The 18,686-nt window shown below is 70.6% G+C and carries 18 protein-coding genes and 1 tRNA gene; 11 read left to right on the top strand and 8 right to left on the bottom strand.

The genetic code is table 11. From position 1 onward, the window contains the following. Positions 1-24: 24 nt before the first annotated feature. From ccoN to A37W_RS22400, 9 genes are all read left to right on the top strand, one after another. Positions 25-1,617 (top strand): cytochrome-c oxidase, cbb3-type subunit I, encoded by a 1,593-nt coding sequence (ccoN, locus tag A37W_RS0117975; protein WP_018304439.1) that lies wholly within the window; start codon positions 25-27, stop codon positions 1,615-1,617. 33 nt (positions 1,618-1,650) lie between these two features. Further along, positions 1,651-2,418, top strand: coding sequence for a cytochrome-c oxidase, cbb3-type subunit II (ccoO, locus tag A37W_RS0117970; protein WP_047772169.1), 768 nt, complete (start codon positions 1,651-1,653; stop codon positions 2,416-2,418). Positions 2,419-2,428: 10 nt separating this feature from the next. Continuing rightward, positions 2,429-2,623, top strand: a complete 195-nt coding sequence (locus A37W_RS0117965) for a CcoQ/FixQ family Cbb3-type cytochrome c oxidase assembly chaperone (RefSeq protein ID WP_018304437.1) — start codon at positions 2,429-2,431, stop codon at positions 2,621-2,623. After that, positions 2,620-3,513: a cytochrome-c oxidase, cbb3-type subunit III gene (ccoP, locus tag A37W_RS0117960; RefSeq protein ID WP_018304436.1), complete on the top strand. Its 894-nt coding sequence runs from the start codon at positions 2,620-2,622 to the stop codon at positions 3,511-3,513. The genes A37W_RS0117965 and ccoP overlap by 4 nt, the downstream gene beginning before the upstream one ends. 336 nt (positions 3,514-3,849) lie before the next feature. Then, entirely contained in the window at positions 3,850-5,391 is a 1,542-nt protein-coding gene (locus A37W_RS0117955; protein WP_018304435.1) for an RdxA/RdxB/FixG family protein, read from the top strand. After that, positions 5,388-5,858: a FixH family protein gene (locus A37W_RS0117950; RefSeq protein ID WP_018304434.1), complete on the top strand. Its 471-nt coding sequence runs from the start codon at positions 5,388-5,390 to the stop codon at positions 5,856-5,858. The genes A37W_RS0117955 and A37W_RS0117950 overlap by 4 nt, the downstream gene beginning before the upstream one ends. Next, positions 5,855-8,038, top strand: a complete 2,184-nt coding sequence (locus tag A37W_RS0117945; RefSeq protein WP_018304433.1) for a heavy metal translocating P-type ATPase — start codon at positions 5,855-5,857, stop codon at positions 8,036-8,038. The genes A37W_RS0117950 and A37W_RS0117945 overlap by 4 nt, the downstream gene beginning before the upstream one ends. Next, positions 8,035-8,193 (top strand): cbb3-type cytochrome oxidase assembly protein CcoS, encoded by a 159-nt coding sequence (ccoS, locus tag A37W_RS0117940; RefSeq protein WP_018304432.1) that lies wholly within the window; start codon positions 8,035-8,037, stop codon positions 8,191-8,193. Before A37W_RS0117945 ends, ccoS begins: the two co-directional genes overlap by 4 nt. A 65-nt stretch (positions 8,194-8,258) precedes the next feature. Then, entirely contained in the window at positions 8,259-8,864 is a 606-nt protein-coding gene (locus tag A37W_RS22400; protein WP_018304431.1) for an MliC family protein, read from the top strand. Between the two features lie 23 nt (positions 8,865-8,887). Here A37W_RS22400 and A37W_RS0117930 read toward each other — a convergent pair. The 4 genes from A37W_RS0117930 to A37W_RS0117915 all read right to left on the bottom strand — a co-directional run bounded on the left by A37W_RS0117930 (position 8,888) and on the right by A37W_RS0117915 (position 12,375). Continuing rightward, positions 8,888-8,964, bottom strand: a tRNA-Pro gene (locus tag A37W_RS0117930). Between the two features lie 46 nt (positions 8,965-9,010). Continuing rightward, complete coding sequence (locus tag A37W_RS0117925) at positions 9,011-9,997, bottom strand: DMT family transporter (RefSeq protein WP_018304430.1); 987 nt, start codon at positions 9,995-9,997, stop codon at positions 9,011-9,013. Between the two features lie 146 nt (positions 9,998-10,143). After that, positions 10,144-11,250, bottom strand: a complete 1,107-nt coding sequence (leuB, locus tag A37W_RS0117920; RefSeq protein ID WP_018304429.1) for a 3-isopropylmalate dehydrogenase — start codon at positions 11,248-11,250, stop codon at positions 10,144-10,146. Positions 11,251-11,487: 237 nt separating this feature from the next. Beyond that, complete coding sequence (locus A37W_RS0117915) at positions 11,488-12,375, bottom strand: endonuclease/exonuclease/phosphatase family protein (RefSeq protein WP_373286031.1); 888 nt, start codon at positions 12,373-12,375, stop codon at positions 11,488-11,490. On the opposite strand from A37W_RS0117915, the gene A37W_RS24065 reads away from it, so the two are divergent. Further along, entirely contained in the window at positions 12,268-12,573 is a 306-nt protein-coding gene (locus A37W_RS24065) for a hypothetical protein (protein WP_156169115.1), read from the top strand. The genes A37W_RS0117915 and A37W_RS24065 overlap by 108 nt on opposite strands. Here the strand turns inward: A37W_RS24065 and A37W_RS0117910 are convergent. From A37W_RS0117910 to A37W_RS22395, 3 genes are all read right to left on the bottom strand, one after another. Then, complete coding sequence (locus A37W_RS0117910) at positions 12,564-13,397, bottom strand: hypothetical protein (RefSeq protein ID WP_018304427.1); 834 nt, start codon at positions 13,395-13,397, stop codon at positions 12,564-12,566. The two genes, A37W_RS24065 and A37W_RS0117910, sit on opposite strands and share 10 nt — an antisense overlap. A 332-nt stretch (positions 13,398-13,729) precedes the next feature. Continuing rightward, the gene (gene leuD, locus A37W_RS0117905; RefSeq protein WP_018304426.1) at positions 13,730-14,335 is read right to left on the bottom strand and encodes a 3-isopropylmalate dehydratase small subunit; all 606 of its coding nucleotides are present in this window, start codon (positions 14,333-14,335) and stop codon (positions 13,730-13,732) included. A 12-nt stretch (positions 14,336-14,347) separates the two neighbouring features. Further along, entirely contained in the window at positions 14,348-15,058 is a 711-nt protein-coding gene (locus tag A37W_RS22395) for a polysaccharide deacetylase family protein (RefSeq protein WP_018304425.1), read from the bottom strand. A gap of 182 nt (positions 15,059-15,240) precedes the next feature. Between A37W_RS22395 and A37W_RS0117890 the strand changes: the two genes are divergently transcribed. After that, positions 15,241-16,527 (top strand): glycosyltransferase, encoded by a 1,287-nt coding sequence (locus A37W_RS0117890; RefSeq protein WP_018304424.1) that lies wholly within the window; start codon positions 15,241-15,243, stop codon positions 16,525-16,527. Here A37W_RS0117890 and leuC read toward each other — a convergent pair. Further along, positions 16,524-17,939, bottom strand: a complete 1,416-nt coding sequence (gene leuC / locus A37W_RS0117885) for a 3-isopropylmalate dehydratase large subunit (RefSeq protein ID WP_018304423.1) — start codon at positions 17,937-17,939, stop codon at positions 16,524-16,526. The genes A37W_RS0117890 and leuC overlap by 4 nt on opposite strands. Between the last annotated feature and the right edge of the window lie 747 nt (positions 17,940-18,686).

Here is an 18,686-nt window from a genome sequence, read left to right as displayed (position 1 = left end):
GACGAACGAGGGGAACACGAACCCATGTGGGATTGGATCAAGATCGCGACTTTCGGCGTCATCGCGCTGCTGGCCGCACTTGCCGCGAACTGGGCACGGGACCTGGCTTTCCAGGTGCACATGCTCATCGTCATGGTCGTCGCGGCCGGCCTGTTCATCTGGACGGTGCGGCGGACCGACGAGCCGCCGGTGCCGGTCAGCGGCGAATACATGGACGGCCCGATCCGGGCCGGCGTCATCGCCACCGCCTTCTGGGGCATCGCCGGCTTTCTCGTCGGCGTGGTGATCGCGCTGCAGCTGGCCTTCCCGCAGCTGAACTTCGAGGTGCTGCAGGGGATCGGCAACTTCGGACGGCTGCGGCCGCTGCACACGTCGGCGGTGATCTTCGCCTTCGGGGGCAACGCGCTGATCGCGTCGTCCTTCTACGTGGTGCAGCGCACCAGCGCGGCGCGCCTCTGGGGCGGCAACGCGGCGTGGTTCGTGTTCTGGGGCTACCAGCTGTTCATCGTGCTGGCGGCGACCGGCTACCTGCTGGGGGCGACCCAGTCCAAGGAATACGCCGAGCCCGAGTGGTACGTGGACATCTGGCTGACGATCGTCTGGGTCGTCTACCTCGCCATCTACCTCGGCACGATCATCCGCCGGAAGGAGCCGCACATCTACGTGGCGAACTGGTTCTACCTGTCCTTCATCGTGACCGTCGCGATGCTGCACGTGGTGAACAACCTCAGCATCCCGGTGTCGATCTTCGGCGCCAAGTCGGTGCAGGTGTTCGCTGGCGTGCAGGACGCGATGACCCAGTGGTGGTACGGCCACAACGCCGTCGGCTTCTTCCTGACGGCCGGGTTCCTGGGCATGATGTACTACTTCGTGCCCAAGCAGGCCGGGCGGCCGATCTACAGCTACAAGCTGTCGATCGTGCACTTCTGGGCGCTGATCTTCCTGTACATCTGGGCCGGTCCGCACCACCTGCACTACACCGCGCTGCCGGATTGGGCCTCGACGCTGGGCATGGTGTTCTCGGTGATCCTGTGGATGCCCAGCTGGGGCGGCATGATCAACGGCCTGATGACCCTGCAGGGCGCGTGGGACAAGATCCGCACCGACCCGATCATCCGGATGTTCGTGATCTCCCTCGGCTTCTACGGGATGAGCACGTTCGAGGGGCCGATGATGTCGATCCGGGCGGTCAACTCCCTGTCGCACTACACCGACTGGACCATCGGGCACGTCCACTCCGGCGCGCTCGGCTGGAACGGGATGATCACCTTCGCGGTGCTGTACTTCCTGACGCCGCGGCTGTGGCAGCGCGAACGGCTGTATTCCTACGCCCTGGTGAACTGGCACTTCTGGCTCGCGACGATCGGGATCGTCCTCTACGCGGCGGCCATGTGGGTCACCGGGATCATGGAAGGCCTGATGTGGCGCGAGGTCGACGCGCAGGGCTTCCTGGTGAACTCGTTCGCCGACACCGTCGACGCCAAGTTCCCGATGTACGTGGTCCGGGCGCTGGGCGGAGCGATGTACCTCGGCGGCGCGCTGATCATGGTCTACAACCTGTGGATGACGGTCCGGAGGGCGCCCAGCGCCTCGGCCGCCGCCACGCCTGCGGAATAGGAGGGGTCGATGGCGACCGAACAGAAACCGCCGATGCCGGCGTCCGCGACGGGCGTCGGGGAGAGGCCGAAGAAGCGCAGCCTGCTGGACCGGCACGGCCCGATCGAGCGCAACGCGACCCTGCTGCTGGTGCTCAGCTTCGCCGTGGTGACGGTGGGCGGCGCGGTGGAGATCGCCCCGCTCTTCTACCTCGAGAACACGATCGAGGACGTCGAGGGGATGCGCCCCTACTCCCCGCTCGAGCTGGCGGGGCGGGACATCTACGTCCGCGAGGGCTGCTACGTCTGCCACAGTCAGATGATCCGCCCGATGCGGGACGAGGTGGAGCGGTACGGGCACTACAGCCTCGCGGCGGAGTCGATGTACGACCACCCGTTCCAGTGGGGCTCCAAGCGGACGGGGCCCGACCTCGCCCGCGTCGGCGGCCGCTATTCGGACGACTGGCACGTCGCGCACCTGACCGACCCGCAATCGGTGGTGCCTGAATCGGTGATGCCGCCCTACGGCTTCCTCACCGACGTCCTGATCGACGGCGAGCACATCGCCGAGCTGATGGAGACGCATGCGATGGTCGGCGTCCCCTACACCGAGGAGATGCTCGCCTCGGCCGAGGCCGACTTCCGTGTCCAGGCCGACCCGATGGGCGACTGGGACGGCCTGGTGGAGCGCTATCCCGGCGCGCCGGTGTCCAACCCCGACGGGCTGCCCGGCGTCAGCGAGATGGATGCCCTGGTGATCTACCTGCAGATGCTGGGGACGCTGGTCGACTTTTCGACCTTCACCCCCGACGCGAGCCGCTGAGGAGGAACCGATGGACTATCACATCCTGCGCGAGATCGCCGACAGCTGGGTCCTTCTCGCCCTGTTCCTGTTCTTCGTGGGCACCTTCGCCTGGGCCTGGCGGCCCGGGTCGCGGGGTCTGCACGGGGACGCGAGCGAGGTTCCCTTCCGGCACGAGGACGCCCCGGCGGCGGATGCGCCCGCCAATGCGGAGACAGAGGCATGAGCAGCGAGACGACGAACCGGCATCACACGACCGAGACCGAGACGACCGGCCATTCCTGGGACGGTATCGAGGAGCTGAACAACCCGCTGCCGCGCTGGTGGGTCTGGGTGTTCTACGCGACGATCCTCTGGGGGGTGATCTACACCATCGCCTACCCGGCCTGGCCGCTGGTGAACCGGGCGACGGCGGGGGTGCTGGGCTTCTCCACCCGCGCCGACGTCGCGGCGGAGATCGCCGCGGTGGACGCGCGCAACGCCGAGCTGGTGGCGCAGCTGGCGGCGGCGGAGCCGTCGGCCATCGCCGGGGACGAGACGCTGCAGTCCTTCGCGGTGAACGCGGGTGCGGCGATCTTCCGCGCCAACTGCTCGCAGTGCCACGGCGCCGGCGCGGCCGGGGTGCAGGCGGCGGGGTTCCCCAACCTTCTCGACGACGATTGGCTGTGGGGCGGGTCGATGGACGACATCGTCTATACCGTCACGCACGGCATCCGGAACGAGCAGTCGCCGGACGCGCGGTGGGTGGAGATGCCGGCCTTCGGCGACATCCTCTCCCGCGAGGAGATCGCGTCGGTGGTGGCGCATGTCCGCGGGCTGAGCGGGCAGGAGGTCGACCAGGCGCTGGCTGCGGCCGGGGAGACGGTGTTCCTCGACAATTGCGCCGCCTGCCACGGTGACAGCGGGGAAGGCATGCCCGAGATGGGCGCGCCGCAGCTGAACGACGCGATCTGGCTGTACGGCGGCTCCGAGGCGGCGGTGACCGAAACGGTCCGCAACGCCCGCTTCGGCGTGATGCCCGCCTGGTCGGAGGAGTATCGCGTCGGCACCGGCCTGTCGCAGGCCGAGATCAACGCGGTGGCGGCGTACGTGCACCAGCTGGGCGGGGGTGAGTAATCGGGGAACAACGGCGAGAGGGTGCCCCCTGGGTGGGGCGCCCTCCTCTTTTCCGACAGCGCAACAGAGGGCAGCGCCGGACCGTGGGTGGGCGCTCCGACGGTCCGGATCCGCGATTTATCTCTCCGCCGCCGGACGATGCCCCCGCGGGCCGGCGTTGCTGAAGCGCCCGCCCGGGGGGCGGTCGGGCGCTGCCCGGCGGCGCGTTCGCGCCTTGATTCCGGGCGGGGCTCCTCCGATGCCGATCACGCCATCGCGACCCCTTGATCCAGGTCAAGGCGACGCCTCCCCCGCTCCTCCAGACAGGCCTCGTCCCCAACCGTCCCGGATTGAAAAATGAGCTCCTCCGACTCCTCCGACCGCCTGTACGCCGCGCGCGAGCCGGTCTTTCCGCGCCGCGTCAGCGGCTGGTTCCGCACGCTGAAGTGGCGGATCATGGTCCTGACGCTCGGCATCTACTACCTGACGCCGTGGATCAGGTGGGACCGCGGCCCCGACCTGCCGGACCAGGCGGTGCTGGTCGACCTTGCGGGGCGGCGGTTCTTCTTCTTCTGGATCGAGATCTGGCCGCACGAGTTCTACTTCATCGCGGGCCTGCTCATCATGGCCGGCCTCGGCCTGTTCCTCTTCACCTCGGCGCTCGGCCGGGTCTGGTGCGGCTATGCCTGCCCGCAGACAGTCTGGACCGACCTCTTCATCCTCACCGAACGCTGGATCGAGGGCGACCGGAACGCCCGCATCCGCCTGTGGAACCGCAGGTGGGACGCCACCAAATGGCGCCTGCGCCTGACCAAGTGGGCGGTCTGGCTGCTGATCGCGGTCGCGACCGGCGGGGCGTGGGTGTTCTACTTCGCCGACGCGCCGACGCTGGCGCGGGGCCTCGTCACCGGGCAGGCGCCGCTCATCGCCTACACGACGATCGCGGTCCTGACCTTCACCACCTTCTTCATGGGCGGCATCGCGCGCGAGCAGGTGTGCATCTACGCCTGCCCCTGGCCGCGCATCCAGGCGGCGATGATGGACGAGGACACCATCACCGTCGGCTACCGCGCCTGGCGGGGCGAGCCGCGGACGAAGGGCAAGCGCCGGCGCGCCGAGGCGGTGCAGGAGTTCCAGGCGGCCGGGCCCGTGGCGGGCCGGCAGTATTCCCCGACCCCGCGCCCCGGCGCCGAGATGGCGGCGCGGCCGCTGAGCGTCGCCGCGCCGGACCAGCCTCCGGGGGACTGCATCGACTGCATGGCCTGCGTGAACGTCTGTCCGATGGGGATCGACATCCGCAACGGCCAGCAGATGGAGTGCATCACCTGCGGCCTGTGCATCGACGCCTGCGACGACGTGATGGGCAAGATCGGCAAGCCCCGCGGCCTGATCGACTACTTCACCCTCAAGGACGAGGAGGTGGAGCGCGCGGGCGGCAAGGCGAAGGAGGTCTGGCGCCACATCCTGCGGCCGCGGACCATCGTCTACACCTCGCTCTGGTCGCTGGTGGGCCTTGGCCTGCTGATCGCTCTGTTCATCCGCACCGACATCGACCTGACCGTCGCGCCGGTCCGCAACCCGATCTTCGTCACGCTGTCGGACGGGTCGGTGCGCAACACCTACGACGTGCGCCTGCGCAACATGACGGGGGAGGAGCGGATCTTCGGCCTCGGCCTGTCCGCCGGCAGCCCCCTGACGCTGCAGATCGAGGGCGCGCCAGGCGAGCTGGTCACCGTGCCGGCCGACCAGATGGCGCAGGTGCGGGTCTACGTCACCGCCGCGCCGGGCAGCCAGGAGGCCGACGACGCGCGGACCGACATCCGCCTCTGGGCCGTCGACCTGGCGAGCCGCAACAAGGCCTCCGAGGCCACCCACTTCAACGGCAGGAGCGCGCAATGACGCTGAATCCGTTCCGCGGGCCAATCACGGGTCCCAAGTTCTTCGCCATCTTCGCCTCGTTCTTCGTCGTCATCATCGCGGTGAACGTGGTGCTGGCGGTGCAGGCGGTGCGGACCTTCCCGGGGCTGGAGGTCGCCAACTCCTACGTTGCCTCGCAGACCTTCGACCGCGAGCGGGCGGCGCAGGAGGCGCTGGGCTGGACGGTCGCGGCCGAGGTTCGGGGCGGCGTGCTGCGCCTGTCGATCACCGACGCGGCGGGCGCGCCGGTGGAGGCGGCGGAGGTCACGGGCACGTTCGGACGCGCGACGAGCGTCCGCGACGACCAGGTGCCGGCGTTCGTCTTCGACGGGTCGGCCTACGTGGCGCCGGTGGCCGTCTCGGGCGGCAACTGGAACCTGCGGCTCGAGGCGGTGGCGCAGGACGGCACGCCGTTCCATCAGCGCGTGATCGTGCGGGTGACGGAATGAGCCTCGCCGACATCTCCGGACCGGCCTGCCCCGCCTGCGTCGCCGGCCCGCTGGCGGCCGAGCGGGGGCGCCCCGCCGCGGCGGCCGACGAGATCCAGCTGGCGGTGCCGGGCGTCCATTGCGCCGCCTGCATCTCGACCATCGAGCGCGGGCTGATGCGCCGCGACGGCGTCGCGGACGCGCGGGTGAACCTGACGCTCCGCCGGGTGCGCGTGCGCCATCACGGCAGAGAGACGCCCGAGAGCCTGACGGAGGCTCTGAAGGGCCTCGGATACGAGGCGATGCCGCTGGACATGATCGCCCTGTCGGCGACCGAGGCGGACCGGGCGTCGCGGGACCTGCTGATGCGGCTCGGCGTCGCGTTCTTCGCGATGATGAACGTGATGCTGCTGTCGGTCGCGGTCTGGTCGGGCGCCGAGGACGCGACGCGGGACGTGTTCCACTGGGTGTCGGCGGCGATCGCGCTGCCGACGGTGGCGTTCGCAGGGCAGCCGTTCTTCCGTTCCGCCTGGGCCTCGCTGCGCGCCGGGCGGCTGGGCATGGACGTGCCGATCTCTCTGGCGCTGATCCTCGCCTGCGGGATGTCGCTGTCCGAGACCGCGATGTCGGGCGAGCACGCCTATTTCGACGCGGCGGTGATGCTGACGTTCTTCCTGCTCGGCGGCCGCTACCTGGACCACCGGACCCGGGCCGTGGCGCGATCGGCGGCGCAGGAGCTGGCGGCGCTGGAAGTGCGGCGGGCGCTGCGGCTGGCCGGCGCGGGGACCGAGACGGTGGCGGTGGCGGACCTCCGGCCCGGCGACCGCGTGCGGGTGCTGCCGGGCGCGCGGATGCCGGTGGACGGCACGGTCGAGGACGGGGCGAGCGAGCTGGACCGCTCGCTGCTCACGGGCGAGAGCCTGCCGGCGCGGATCGCCGCCGGCGGCGCGGTGAGCGCGGGAGAGGTGAACCTCACCGGCGCGCTGACGGTGCGGGTGACGGCGGCGGGGCGGGACTCGTCGCTGGCGCGGATGGCGGACCTGGTGGCGGTGGCCGAGTCGGCGCGCTCGCGCTACGCCTCGCTCGCGGACCGGGCGGCGCGGGCCTATGCGCCGCTGGTGCATACGCTGGCCGCCGCGGCGCTCGTCGGCTGGTTCTGGGTCACGGGCGAGTTGCGCACGGCGCTGAACATCGCGTCGGCGGTGCTCATCATCACCTGCCCCTGCGCCCTCGGCCTCGCGGTGCCGGCGGTGGTCACGGCGGCGAGCGGGCGGCTGTTCCGGCGCGGCCTCCTCATCAAGGACGGCACGGCGCTGGAGCGGCTGGCCGAGGTCGACACGGTGGTGTTCGACAAGACCGGCACGCTGACGCTGGGCACGCCGCGGCCGGTGAACCTGGACGAACTGCCGGAGGGCGCACTGCCGGTGGCGGCGGCTCTCGCCGCCGGGTCGGCGCACCCGCTGGCGCGGGCGGTGGCGACCGCGGCGGAGGAGCGGGGCGTAGTGCCTGCGCTGCTGACCGGCGTGAAGGAAGTGGCGGGCCACGGCGTCGATGGCCTGTTCGATGGGGTTCCGGTCCGCCTGGGGCGGGCCGACTGGGTCGGCGCGTCGGCGGGCGCGCGCACCTCCACCTGGCTGCGGATCGGGACGTCCGCGCCGGTGGAGATCGCGTTCGCCGACCGTCCGAGGCCGGGTGCGGCGGACCTGGTGCAGCGGCTGACGGAGACGAGGAGGTCCGTCATGCTGCTCTCCGGGGACGTCGCCCCGGCCGTCCGCGACTTTGCGGACAGCCTCGGCCTCGCCGACTGGCGGGCCGGGCTGCGGCCGGAGGAGAAGGCGGCCATCGTGGAGGCGCTGGTGGCGGAGGGCCGCCGCGTCCTGATGGTCGGCGACGGGCTGAACGACACCGCGGCGCTGGCGGCGGCGACGGTGTCGATCTCGCCCGCCTCGGCGCTCGACGCGGCGCGTGTGGCATCGGACATCGTGCTGCTTGGCGAGGGGCTGGCCCCGGTGGGCGAGGCGCTGGGCCTCGCGCGGGTGGCGCGGCGGCGGATCCTCGAGAACTTCTGGATCTCGGGCGCCTACAACGTCGTGGCGATCCCGCTGGCGCTGATGGGCGTGGTGACGCCCCTGATCGCGGCGGCGGCGATGTCCCTGTCCTCCATCACCGTTACCCTGAACGCGCTGAGGCTGCGGCCATGAACGTGCTGATCGTGCTGATCCCGGTGTCGCTGGGGCTGGGCCTGCTCGGCCTCGCCGGGTTCCTGTGGACGCTGAAGGCGCGGCAGTTCGATGACCCCGAAGGCGACGCGAGTCGCATCCTGCAGGACGACTGGGACGACCGACCGGCGCCCTGAGCGGCCAAGCTGTTGACAGCGTGAGGCTTTCCGGCGCTTCATCCGCTCCGACTTTCGGAGACGCCATGAAGACCCTGCTTGCCGCCCTGTCGACCCTTGTCCCTGCCGCACTGGCCGCCGAGGAGTGCGCCGCGCCGATCGGCGTCGTGGCCGAGGCGATCTGCGGCGACCCGGACCTGCAGGCGCTGACGGACCGCGTCGCGGCACGCTTCGACGCGGCGCTCGACGTGACGCGCGGCCTCGGCGCCGGGGCGGAGGCGGCCGAGGCGGAGCTGCGCACGCTCCAGTCGGGATGGGAACGGGGCCTGCGGACCTGCCGCACGGCGCCCGCGCCCGGCGCCTGCATCGAGGCGTCCGCGCTGCGGCGCGAGAACGAGTTGGTGACGCAGTACCTGCTGGACGTGCCCGAGACGATCGCGACCTACGCCTGCGACGGCGCGGCCGAAATCACCGCCTACTTCTTCGACACGCCATTGCCGTCCGTCCGGCTGGAATACGGCGACCGGTTGGATACCGGCTCGCTGGTGCCGGCAGGCTCGGGCGCGCGGTACGAGGCGAGCTTCGGCACGTACCTGTGGATCCGGGGCGAGGAAGCGACGGCGTCGATGGAGCTGGGCGGGCAGGGGCCGTATCTCGACTGCCGGCTGGCGCAGCGGATCGCCGGGTTCTGATCGCGAAACAGGGGGGAGCTCACTGGTCGGAGTGAGAGGATTCGAACCTCCGACCCCCTGCTCCCGAAGCAGGTGCGCTACCAGGCTGCGCTACACTCCGACCGGTGGCGCGGACCTAGCAACAGCCCCCGGCGATTGCAAGGCCCTCAGCGCATCGCCGACCGCCCCGCGAGACCGCGCAGGGAGAGCCGCGCACGTCCCTCGGGCAGGCGCGGCGGCTTCGGGAAATTCCCCGTCTCGACCCGCGCCTTGGAGCGCAGGACGGGGCGGTTCGAATCGCCGCCGGCCCGGCTCTCGCGGGCGACGATGTAGATGCCCGAGGCGATGATGATCGCGGCGCCGACGAGGGTGTTCGTCTCCACCCCTTCGGAGAACAGAAGGTAGCCGTAGATCGTCGCCCAGATGATCTGGGAATACTGCATCGGCGCCACGACCACCGCCTCGCCGGTCTTGTAGGCGGCGATGATGCACAGGCCGCCGATCCAGCCGAGGCCGGCCATCAGCGCCAGCGCGCCGACGTGCTGCACCGGCATCGGCTCGTAGACGAAGCCGAGGGCGGCCCCCATGACGACGAAGTTCGCGACCATCGGATACAGCATCAGGACGACCGGCCGCTCGTCCGCGCCGACCTTGCGCACGATGATCGCGGCGAGCGAACCGCCGACCGCGGCGACGAGGGCGGCCGCGTGCCCCAGCTCCAGCTCGGTCGAGCCGGGACGCAGGACGACGAGGACGCCCATCAGGCCGACGATGACGGCGGCCCATCGGCGCAGGCGCACCCGCTCGCCCAGGATCGGGATCGACAGGATGGTGATGATGAGGGGGGTCGCGAAGATGATCGTGTAGACCTGCGCCAGCGGCAGCACCGAGAAGGCGTAGAACGCGGTGAGTGCGGTGACGACGCCCGCGACGGTGCGGACGGCGATCCAGCCGGGGTGAACGGGCCGCAAGGTGCCGGGTGCGCGGTCGCGCATGATCATGATCATGGCCAGCGGGAAGCTGAACATGGTCGAGAAGAAGATCGTCTGCACGGGCGAGTAGATGCCGCCGAGGATTTTCACGACCGCGTCGTGGGTGGCATAGAGCCCGAAGGCGGCGAGCGCGACCAGTGCGCCCCTGGCGTTGGGTCCCATGAGACGTCCGGCGTTGTCCTGTACCCGGCTACCGCTAGACCCGCCGCGCGGGCGAGGTCAAGCGGGGGTGCCGATCTCCGGCACGGAGATCCTCCCGGACGCCGGCGCGGCGTCCGGCTCGAAATCCGGGCGGATTTCGGTGCGACTCAGAGGCCGGCGTCCAGCTTCGCCAGGATCGCGTCGCCCATGCCGGTGGTCGAGACCGGGCTGCCGCCCTCGGGGCCCATCAGGTCGGCGGTGCGCAGGCCGTCGGCGAGGACGTCCTCGACCGCCCTCTCCAGCCGTGCCGCCTCGTCCCCCTTGTCGAAGGAGTAGCGCAGCGCCATCGCGAAGGAGAGGATGCAGGCGATCGGGTTCGCCTTGCCCTGCCCGGCGATGTCGGGGGCGGAGCCGTGGACAGGTTCGTACAGCGCCTTGGGCCGGCCGTTCGCCATCGGCGCGCCGAGGGACGCGGACGGCAGCATGCCGAGCGAGCCGGTGAGCATCGCGGCGAGGTCGGAGAGCAGGTCGCCGAACAGGTTGTCGGTGACGATGACGTCGAACTGCTTGGGCGCGCGGGTCAGCTGCATCGCGCCGGCGTCGGCGTACATGTGGCTGAGCTGGACGTCCTGGTACTCGGCCTGGTGCACCTCGGTCACGACCTCGCGCCAGAGGACGCCGGATTCCATGACGTTGGCCTTCTCCATCGAGCAGACCTTGTTGTTCCGCCGCCGCGCCAGCTCGAACGCCGAGCGGGCGACCCGGGCGATCTCGCTCTCGGTGTAGCGCTGGGTGTTGATGCCGACGCGCTCGTTGCCCTCCTTCACGATGCCGCGCGGCTCGCCGAAGTAGACGCCGGAGGTCAGCTCGCGCACGATCATGATGTCGAGGCCGGCGACGACGTCCTTCTTGAGCGACGAGAAGTCGGCGAGCGCGTCGAAGCACTGGGCCGGGCGGAGGTTGGCGTAGAGGTCCATCTCCTTGCGCAGGCGCAGGAGGCCGCGCTCGGGCTTCACGCCGAAGTCGAGGCTGTCGTACTTCGGCCCGCCCACGGCGCCGAGCAGGACCGCGTCCACCTCCTGCGCTTTCGCCATCGTGGCGTCGGTGAGCGGGGTGCCGTGGGCGTCGTAGGCGCAGCCGCCGACGAGGTTCTCCGAGACGTCGAAGGTGAGGCCGCGGTTGGCGCCGAACCAGTCGATGATCCGCTTCACCTCGGCCATGACTTCGGGACCGATGCCGTCTCCGGCGAGGATCAGGAGGGAAGGGTTGGACATCGGCGCACGGCTCCTCTTCACGGGTCGGAGGCGGCGTAGACGCGGGGTCGCGCCGGGTCAAGCGCGGGTGGGGCGCCGGGCGACCGCGCCTTTACGAGAGGGTCATCTGCGGCGGCCAGGGTGCCGCGGCGGGGCGAAGCTGCAGGCGCGGACAATCTCACGGAAATCGGGTCTGGCGTAGATGAAACTTCGCCGAGATCGTCGCGCGGCCGGACAGCGTGGCGCGGCCGGTCTTCCTCAGTCCAGGGCGAGGTCGACCCAGGCGAGGCGGTGGGGTCCGGCGGCGAGGCCGTCTTCGCCCAGAAGAGCGGCTTGCGGATCGTCCGGTGCGGGCCAGAAGACGCCCGCCCCCTCCACCGGCCAGCCGGCCGACGGCAGGAGGTAGGCGACCCGCAGGTTGCCCACCGGCGGCCGCCAGTCGGCGGTGTCGAGGGCGGGGTCGCCCGCATGGTCCGCGTCCGCCGCGGCGGCGCCCCCCGCGCTCGCGGGCCGCGGGTCCTGCAGGCGCGGGTGGGCGAGGACGGCGGCGATCGCCTCGCGCCGCCCGTCGCCGTCGGCGGGGTCGAGATTGGCGTTGCCCATGACGATCAGCCGCCCTTCGGGCGGCGGGCCGAGGCCGCCGTCCATCAGGACCGTCCACAGGCGCGCCTCGTCGGCGCCGCGCAGGCCGTTGCGATCTTCCGGTCCGTCGAAGACGGGCGGCGTGGCGGACCAGGCGAGAATGGTGGCCGGCCCGTCCGGCAAGGTGAGCGGCACCTGCCAGTGCGCCGTCGAGCTGAGCCGCTGAATGTCGGCGTTCGCCTCGCCGCCGGGGAGGGTCGCGCCCGGCAGATCGGCCCACAGGAGCGACGTGAAGTCGCGCGCGCCTGTCGCGAACGGCCATCGGGACAGGAGCGCGAGACCCCCGTCGCCGGCGAACCGGCCGTACCCCTGTGCGTCGCGCGCCTCCCCCAGCCGCCCGTTGCCGTCGAGATCGCGGCCGGTCGGGACCCCGGAATTGGGCGGCAGGGCGAAGGCATGGGGCAGATCCACCCCGCGCTCGGCCAGGGCGCCTTGCAGGGCCGTAATCGCCGCGTGTCCGGCATCGAAATCGATGTCCGTCAGCAGCAGGAGGTCCGGCCGCACCTCGGCGATGACGCCGAGGATGGCGTTCAGTTGCGGATCGTCGCCGTCCACGAGGTCGCGGAGCAGGAGGCCGGGACCGTCCCGGTTGAGCGGTGCCGCGAAGACGGCGGCACGAAGCAGCTCGGCCGAGGCGGAACGACCGGCGGCGAGAGCCGCGAGGAGAAGCAGAAGGCCTACGGCCAGCCCCTTCAGGCGTGAGCCAGATCGCCCTCGTCGGCGTGCGCCCGTCGCCGCTGCGCGTGGATCATGTCGGCCACGCGGTTCAGCGCGATCCCGCGCATCAGCAAGGAAGCCGGCAGAAAGGCCCATGCGGTCATCGTCCAGATCAGCGTGTGCGGATCCGCGAGCCGTTGCGGATCCACCAGAATCGTCGCCATCTCGACGATGGCCGGGATCATGAATGGCAGGAGAAATCCTACTATCAGGTTAACCTGGGCGTTGTGCCGCAGACGGTCCACGACGTCGTCTCCGGCGGTGGGATCGAACACCGGCAGGTTCACCCACACGTTGAAGTGCCCCGCCCGCCCCGGCCAGCCGCGCAACCGAAGCAGAAGCACGAAGGCGCCGAGGGTCAGGATCGAGACGAAATAGCTGAGGCCCGCCGCGATGCGCACGGTGGCGAGGACCGCGGGGTCCGTCCCCTGCGGCATCATCAGGACGACGAGGCGGACCGGCGAATAGGGGAAGTCCATCGCGCGGGCGAGGTCGCCGCCGATGGCCTCGAACAGCCGGGTGATCGTGGACGGATCGCTCTGCCCCCGCATTATGACGGTAAGCGCGAAGACCGTGGCGAACAGCGACCCGATCCGCATCCGGTTGAAGGGCGGGGCATCGCGGAAGGCGATCAGGCTGGGCGCCGCGGCGTTGTACTCGATGGCCGTGAACACGGCTGCGACGAACGCGATCAGGGCCGTGACGAGGCGCGTGTCCGGGCTGGTGTCGGCCAGCAGGAGGGACGGCGTCGAGATCAGCAAGACGACGATCATCGCGCGGACGACCGCGCCGGGGAGACGGGAAATCATGCTCTGCCTGCCTTCGGTCCGGTCGGGACCGATGCGCTGCCGGCCCCTTGTTTCCGAAACGTCGCCACCCGCAAGGGCGGCCTGCCTCTCGTTCGACATGATCCTGCCCTCCGCACCCCGGCCCCGGCAACTGGCCACCGGAGTCTGGTAAAGTATGTGGCGAAATTGCGGCAGGGATGGTGCGAAGGCGCAACAAGGGTCGGGTAAGGGTTTGACGTAATTGCCAAATCCGGAACGGCCGCTTTGGCTGGATGTCGCGGGGCCGGAGACGCCGGCCCCCACATCTGGTGGCGGCCGGCAGGCGAGCGGCGCTCTGGCGGCGCCGTGGGCCGTCAGACCCAGGGCCGATCGGACGCGGCCCTCGATTCGAAGGCGTCGATGGCGGAGGCCTTCTCGAGCGTCAGACCGATGTCGTCGAGCCCGTTGAGCAGACAGTGCTTGCGCCAGGGATCGACCTCGAAGGGGATCGTCCGGCCGTCCGACAGGGTGATCTGCTGCGCCTCGAGGTCCACCTCGATGCGGGCGTTGGCCCCCCGCTCGGCGTCCTCCATGCAGGCGTCGCGGTCGGCCTCGGGCAGGACGATCGGCAGGATGCCGTTCTTGAAGCAGTTGTTGTAGAAGATGTCGGCGAAGCTGGTGGAGATCACGCAGCGGATGCCGAAATCGAGAAGGGCCCAGGGCGCGTGCTCGCGCGAGGAGCCGCAGCCGAAGTTGTCGCCGGCGACGAGGATCTGCGCATCGCGGTAGGCCGGCTGGTTCAGGACGAAGTCGGGGACCTCGGATCCGTCGTCGCGATAGCGCATCTCGTCGAACAGGTTCACGCCGAGCCCCTCGCGCTTGATCGTCTTCAGGAACTGCTTGGGGATGATCATGTCGGTGTCGATGTTCACGAGGGGCATCGGCGCGGCGATGCCGCTGAGGGTGGTGAACTTGTCCAAGGGTCGGCTCCTTCAGGTCTGGCTGCGCCGCGACGCGCGGCGGCCGGGTCGGTTGCGTTTGAGCGCGAGGCGGGCCCAGGTGCGGGCGCTGCGCAGGCGGCGGGGATGCTCCGAGAGGATGCGGGTCAGCGCGTCGGTGTCCCACGCGCGGGAGTAGCAGTATCGGTTGACGACGCGCTCACCGGGCCGGCCGGCGCGCGCGTCCGTCGTGTGGATCCGGCAAAAGCCGCCGAGCGCGTGCAGGACGCGGTGGTCGTAGTTGCCGAAGGGCAGAACGTATTCGGCGACCGGATGGCCCAGCGCATGCTCCAGCGCGACCTTCGCGCCGGCGGTCTCTTCCCTCAGGACGCGGTCGGAGACGTCGCGCAGGCGTACGTGGTCGCGGCCGTGACAGCCGATCTCCATCCCCATCGCTTCGAGCGCGGCGAGATCGGCTTCGCCGAGATAGGGCCCGCCCCGCCGGAGGCGGCCCGTGCAGACGAAGAAGACCGCCGACAATCCCCGCTCCTGCAACGCGGGGGCGGCGCGGGTCAGGTCGCTGAGGTTGCCGTCGTCGAAGGTGAGCCGGACGCGGACGGTCCCGGTGGACTGGGCGATGGCGACGCCGTCGAGAATTGTGTGGAACACGTCCTCGTCGCACCAGTAGTGGTTCTCCACATGGTCCACGTGGGGCGGCGGCAGACCGATGCCGTGCAGGCAGAGCGTGATCTCGCGCTGGATCATGCGGACGCCTCGACCCGACCAACCGGTTGCCGATATCGGCCAGGGCGCGAAGCCTGTCGAGAGACGCTGTGGGGCGGGCGCCGCAGGCGGCAAGCCGCCGCGCGCGGGCCGGATGGACAGCCCCCGGCCGTCTGCCTAGGGTGCGCCCGGGCCGGGGGGCACCGCCGCGAGAGAAGACCGACGTGAACCGACCCCGAGTCCTGATCCTTGCCGAACAGTGCAATCCCGCGTGGCCGTCGCTGCCGATCGTCGGCTACAAGTACGCCCGCGCATTGGCGCAGGTCTGCGACGCCGTGATCGTCACGCAGGTGCGCAACCGGCCGGAGATCGAGGCGGCGGGGGACGCGCTGGACGTGCGGTATCTCGATACCGAGTACGTGGCGGCGCCCCTCCACCGGATCGCCACCTGGCTGCGCGGCGGCGACGAGGTCGCCTGGTCCACCAGCCAGATGATGGCCTACCTGCCCTATCTGGAATTCGAGCGGCAGGCCTGGCGCATGTTCCGGGACGAGCTGTCGGGCGGTCTCTTCGACATCGTGCACCGGATCACGCCGATGACGCCGACGCTGCCCAGCTGGATCGCCGGGCGCGGCGGCGTGCCGTTCGTGATCGGGCCGCTGAACGGCAATCTCGACTGGCCCGCCGCCTATCGCGCCGAGCAGACGCGCGAGCGCGAGGGCCTGCGCCGGCTGCGCGGTCTGGCCGCCTCGCTGCCTTATGCGCGGCGAACCTGGGCGCAGGCGGACGCGGTGCTGGCGGCGTTCGGCCATACGCGGGGCGATCTCGGCCGGGTGCCGGAGGAGCGGATCGTGTCCTTCCCCGAGATCGGGTTCGATCCGGGGCTGTTCCATCCGGGCGACCGGGCGGCGCCGTTCTCGGGCGACGGTGCGTTCGAGTTCCTCTTCGCCGGCCGGCTGGTGCCCTACAAGGTGCCGGAGGTCGCGGTGCGGGCCTTCTGCGCCTCGCCGCGCCTGCGGCGGCACCGCCTGCGGATCCTCGGCGACGGGCCCGAGCGGCCGCGGCTCGAGGCCATGGTGGCCGAAGCGGGTGCAGGGCAGAGCGTGGTCTTCGAAGGCGCGAAGACACAGGCCGAGGTGGCCGAGGCGATGCGCCGGGCGGACGCCTTCGTCTTTCCGTCGATCCGCGAGCTGGGCGCCGGCGTGGTGATCGAGGCGATGGCCTGCGGGACGCTGTGCGTCGTCACGGACTACGGCGCGCCGGGCGACCTCGTCGGGGCGGAGCGGGGGATCGCGGTGCCGCTGGCTCCGCTGGATGACCTGACCGAATCGACGCGGGCGGCCCTCGAAGGCTGCCTGGACGATCCCGCAGACGCGCGGGCGCGCGCCGCCCGGGGGCAGGCCTGGGCCGAGGCCGCCTTCCCCTGGGAGGCGAAGGCGGCGCACACGATCGGCGTCTACGATGCGGTCCTGCACGGGCGTCCCCCGTCCGGGGTGCGGGTCTACGACTAGGCGTCCACCCCGGCCGTCAGCTCCCGCACGTCGGTCAGGCGGCCGGTGATCGCCGCCGCCGCCGCCATCGCGGGCGACATCAGGTGGGTGCGCCCGCCGCGGCCCTGCCGGCCCTCGAAGTTGCGGTTCGAGGTCGCGGCGCAGCGCTCGCCCGGGGACAGCTGGTCGGGGTTCATGGCGAGGCACATGGAGCAGCCGGCGAGGCGCCATTCGAAGCCGGCGTCCTGGAAGATCTGCGCCAGTCCCTCCTCCTCCGCCTGCTTGCGCACGAGGCCCGAGCCGGGGACGACCATCGCCCGCTTCACGGCGATCTTCTTGCCCTTGAGGATCTCGGCCGCGGCGCGCAGATCCTCGATCCGGCCGTTGGTGCAGGAGCCGATGAAGACGGTGTCGATCTCGATGTCCGACAGCTTCTGGCCCGGGGTCAGCCCCATGTAGTCGAGCGAGCGCTTCGCGGCGCCGACCTTGCCGCCGGTGAAGTCCTCGGGCGCGGGGACGGTGCCGGTGATCGGCAGGACGTCCTCGGGCGAGGTGCCCCAGGTGACGACGGGGGCGATGTCCTCGCCCGCAATGGTCACGACCTTGTCCCAGTGCGCGTCCTCGTCCGAGAACAGCGTCGCCCACCAGGCCATCGCCTTGTCCCAGTCCGCGCCCTTGGGGGCGTGCTCGCGACCCTTCAGGTAGGCGTAGGTCTTTTCGTCCGGGGCGATCAGGCCGGCGCGGGCGCCGCCCTCGATCGCCATGTTGCAGACGGTCATCCGGCCCTCGACCGACAGGGCGCGGATCGCCTCGCCGCAATATTCGATGACGTAGCCGGTGCCGCCGGCGGTGCCGGTGCGGCCGATGACAGACAGGGTGATGTCCTTGGCCGTGACGCCGGGGCGCAGCTGCCCGGTGATCTCGACCTTCATGTTCTTCGATTTCTTCTGGATCAGCGTCTGGGTCGCCAGCACGTGCTCGACCTCCGACGTGCCGATGCCGTGGGCGAGCGCGCCGAAGGCGCCGTGGGTGGCGGTGTGGCTGTCGCCGCAGACGATGGTCATGCCGGGCAGGGTCCAGCCGTTCTCGGGCCCGATGATGTGGACAATGCCCTGGCGGACGTCAGAGACCGGATAGTAGTTGAGGCCGAACTCGCGGGCGTTGCGGTCCAGCGCCTCGACCTGGATGCGGCTCTCCTCGTTCTCGATCCCCTTGGCGCGATCGAGCGTGGTGGGCACGTTGTGGTCCGGCACCGCAATGGTCTTCTCGGGCGCGCGGACGCCGCGGCCGGCCATGCGCAGGCCTTCGAAGGCCTGCGGGCTGGTGACCTCGTGCACCAGGTGGCGGTCGATGTAGAGCAGGCAGGTGCCGTCCTCGGCCTCGTGAACGACATGGGCGTCCCAGATCTTGTCGTAGAGCGTCTTGGGGGACATGGGTCCTCTCCCTCGGGCGTGTGAGATGTGCGTGTCGCGGGACGGATCGCGCGCCCCCCGCGGAGGGCGCCTGCGGGATCAGGCCCGCGCACGCACGGCGCAGCGCGCCCCGTGGAAGCGCCACGGCAGCCGGGCCCGGTCGTCCATGTCGAAAACCGCGTGCATGCGCGGCAGATACACCCGCGGGCCTCGGGGACGCAAGCGCCGCGGTACGTGTCTCCGGGGGCAGTCCCGGCCCCATCAATTCGAATCAAACCGTACGCATCGGTACCGCCCGGGCGACAATCCGTCCCGTCGCCGAGGATTATCGGCCTTCTCGAACAACAACCCCAGGATGAAATGGCGTCACGTCACTTCGCCGGCCCACAACCGCCCCGTTCGTGCCGGACCCCTGCCACAGGAGCGTCACAATCGAGGGCTGTCCACGGCTCACTGCGCCGAAATCGCCATAGTTAACGGCGGATTGGCCTTCTAGAGAGGTACTGTCGGCCGATTTTCGGCGACTTGTTCGAAAATCAAGGACAAAACCCGCTCTCACCAGGCGGCGATCCTTCGGCCCGCGCGTGGCCTCGGCTCGGCGCGGCCGCCTTACCCTGGGTTGAGTTGGCGGCCCCGCCCCTTCGGACCTGTCCCGAAAGGCCCTGCGCCATGATTGACCCTAAGTCTTACCGGGTGCTTATGTCGCCTCGCATGGTGGCAGATGCCGCCGAGCAGTCCCGAAGGACGCCTTGGGTGGGCGGCCTGACG

Source organism: Wenxinia marina DSM 24838 (assembly GCF_000379485.1).
Lineage (GTDB): Bacteria > Pseudomonadota > Alphaproteobacteria > Rhodobacterales > Rhodobacteraceae > Wenxinia > Wenxinia marina.
The sequence above is the reverse complement of the archived record's forward strand: the minus strand, read 5'-3'. Positions and strand labels throughout refer to the sequence as shown.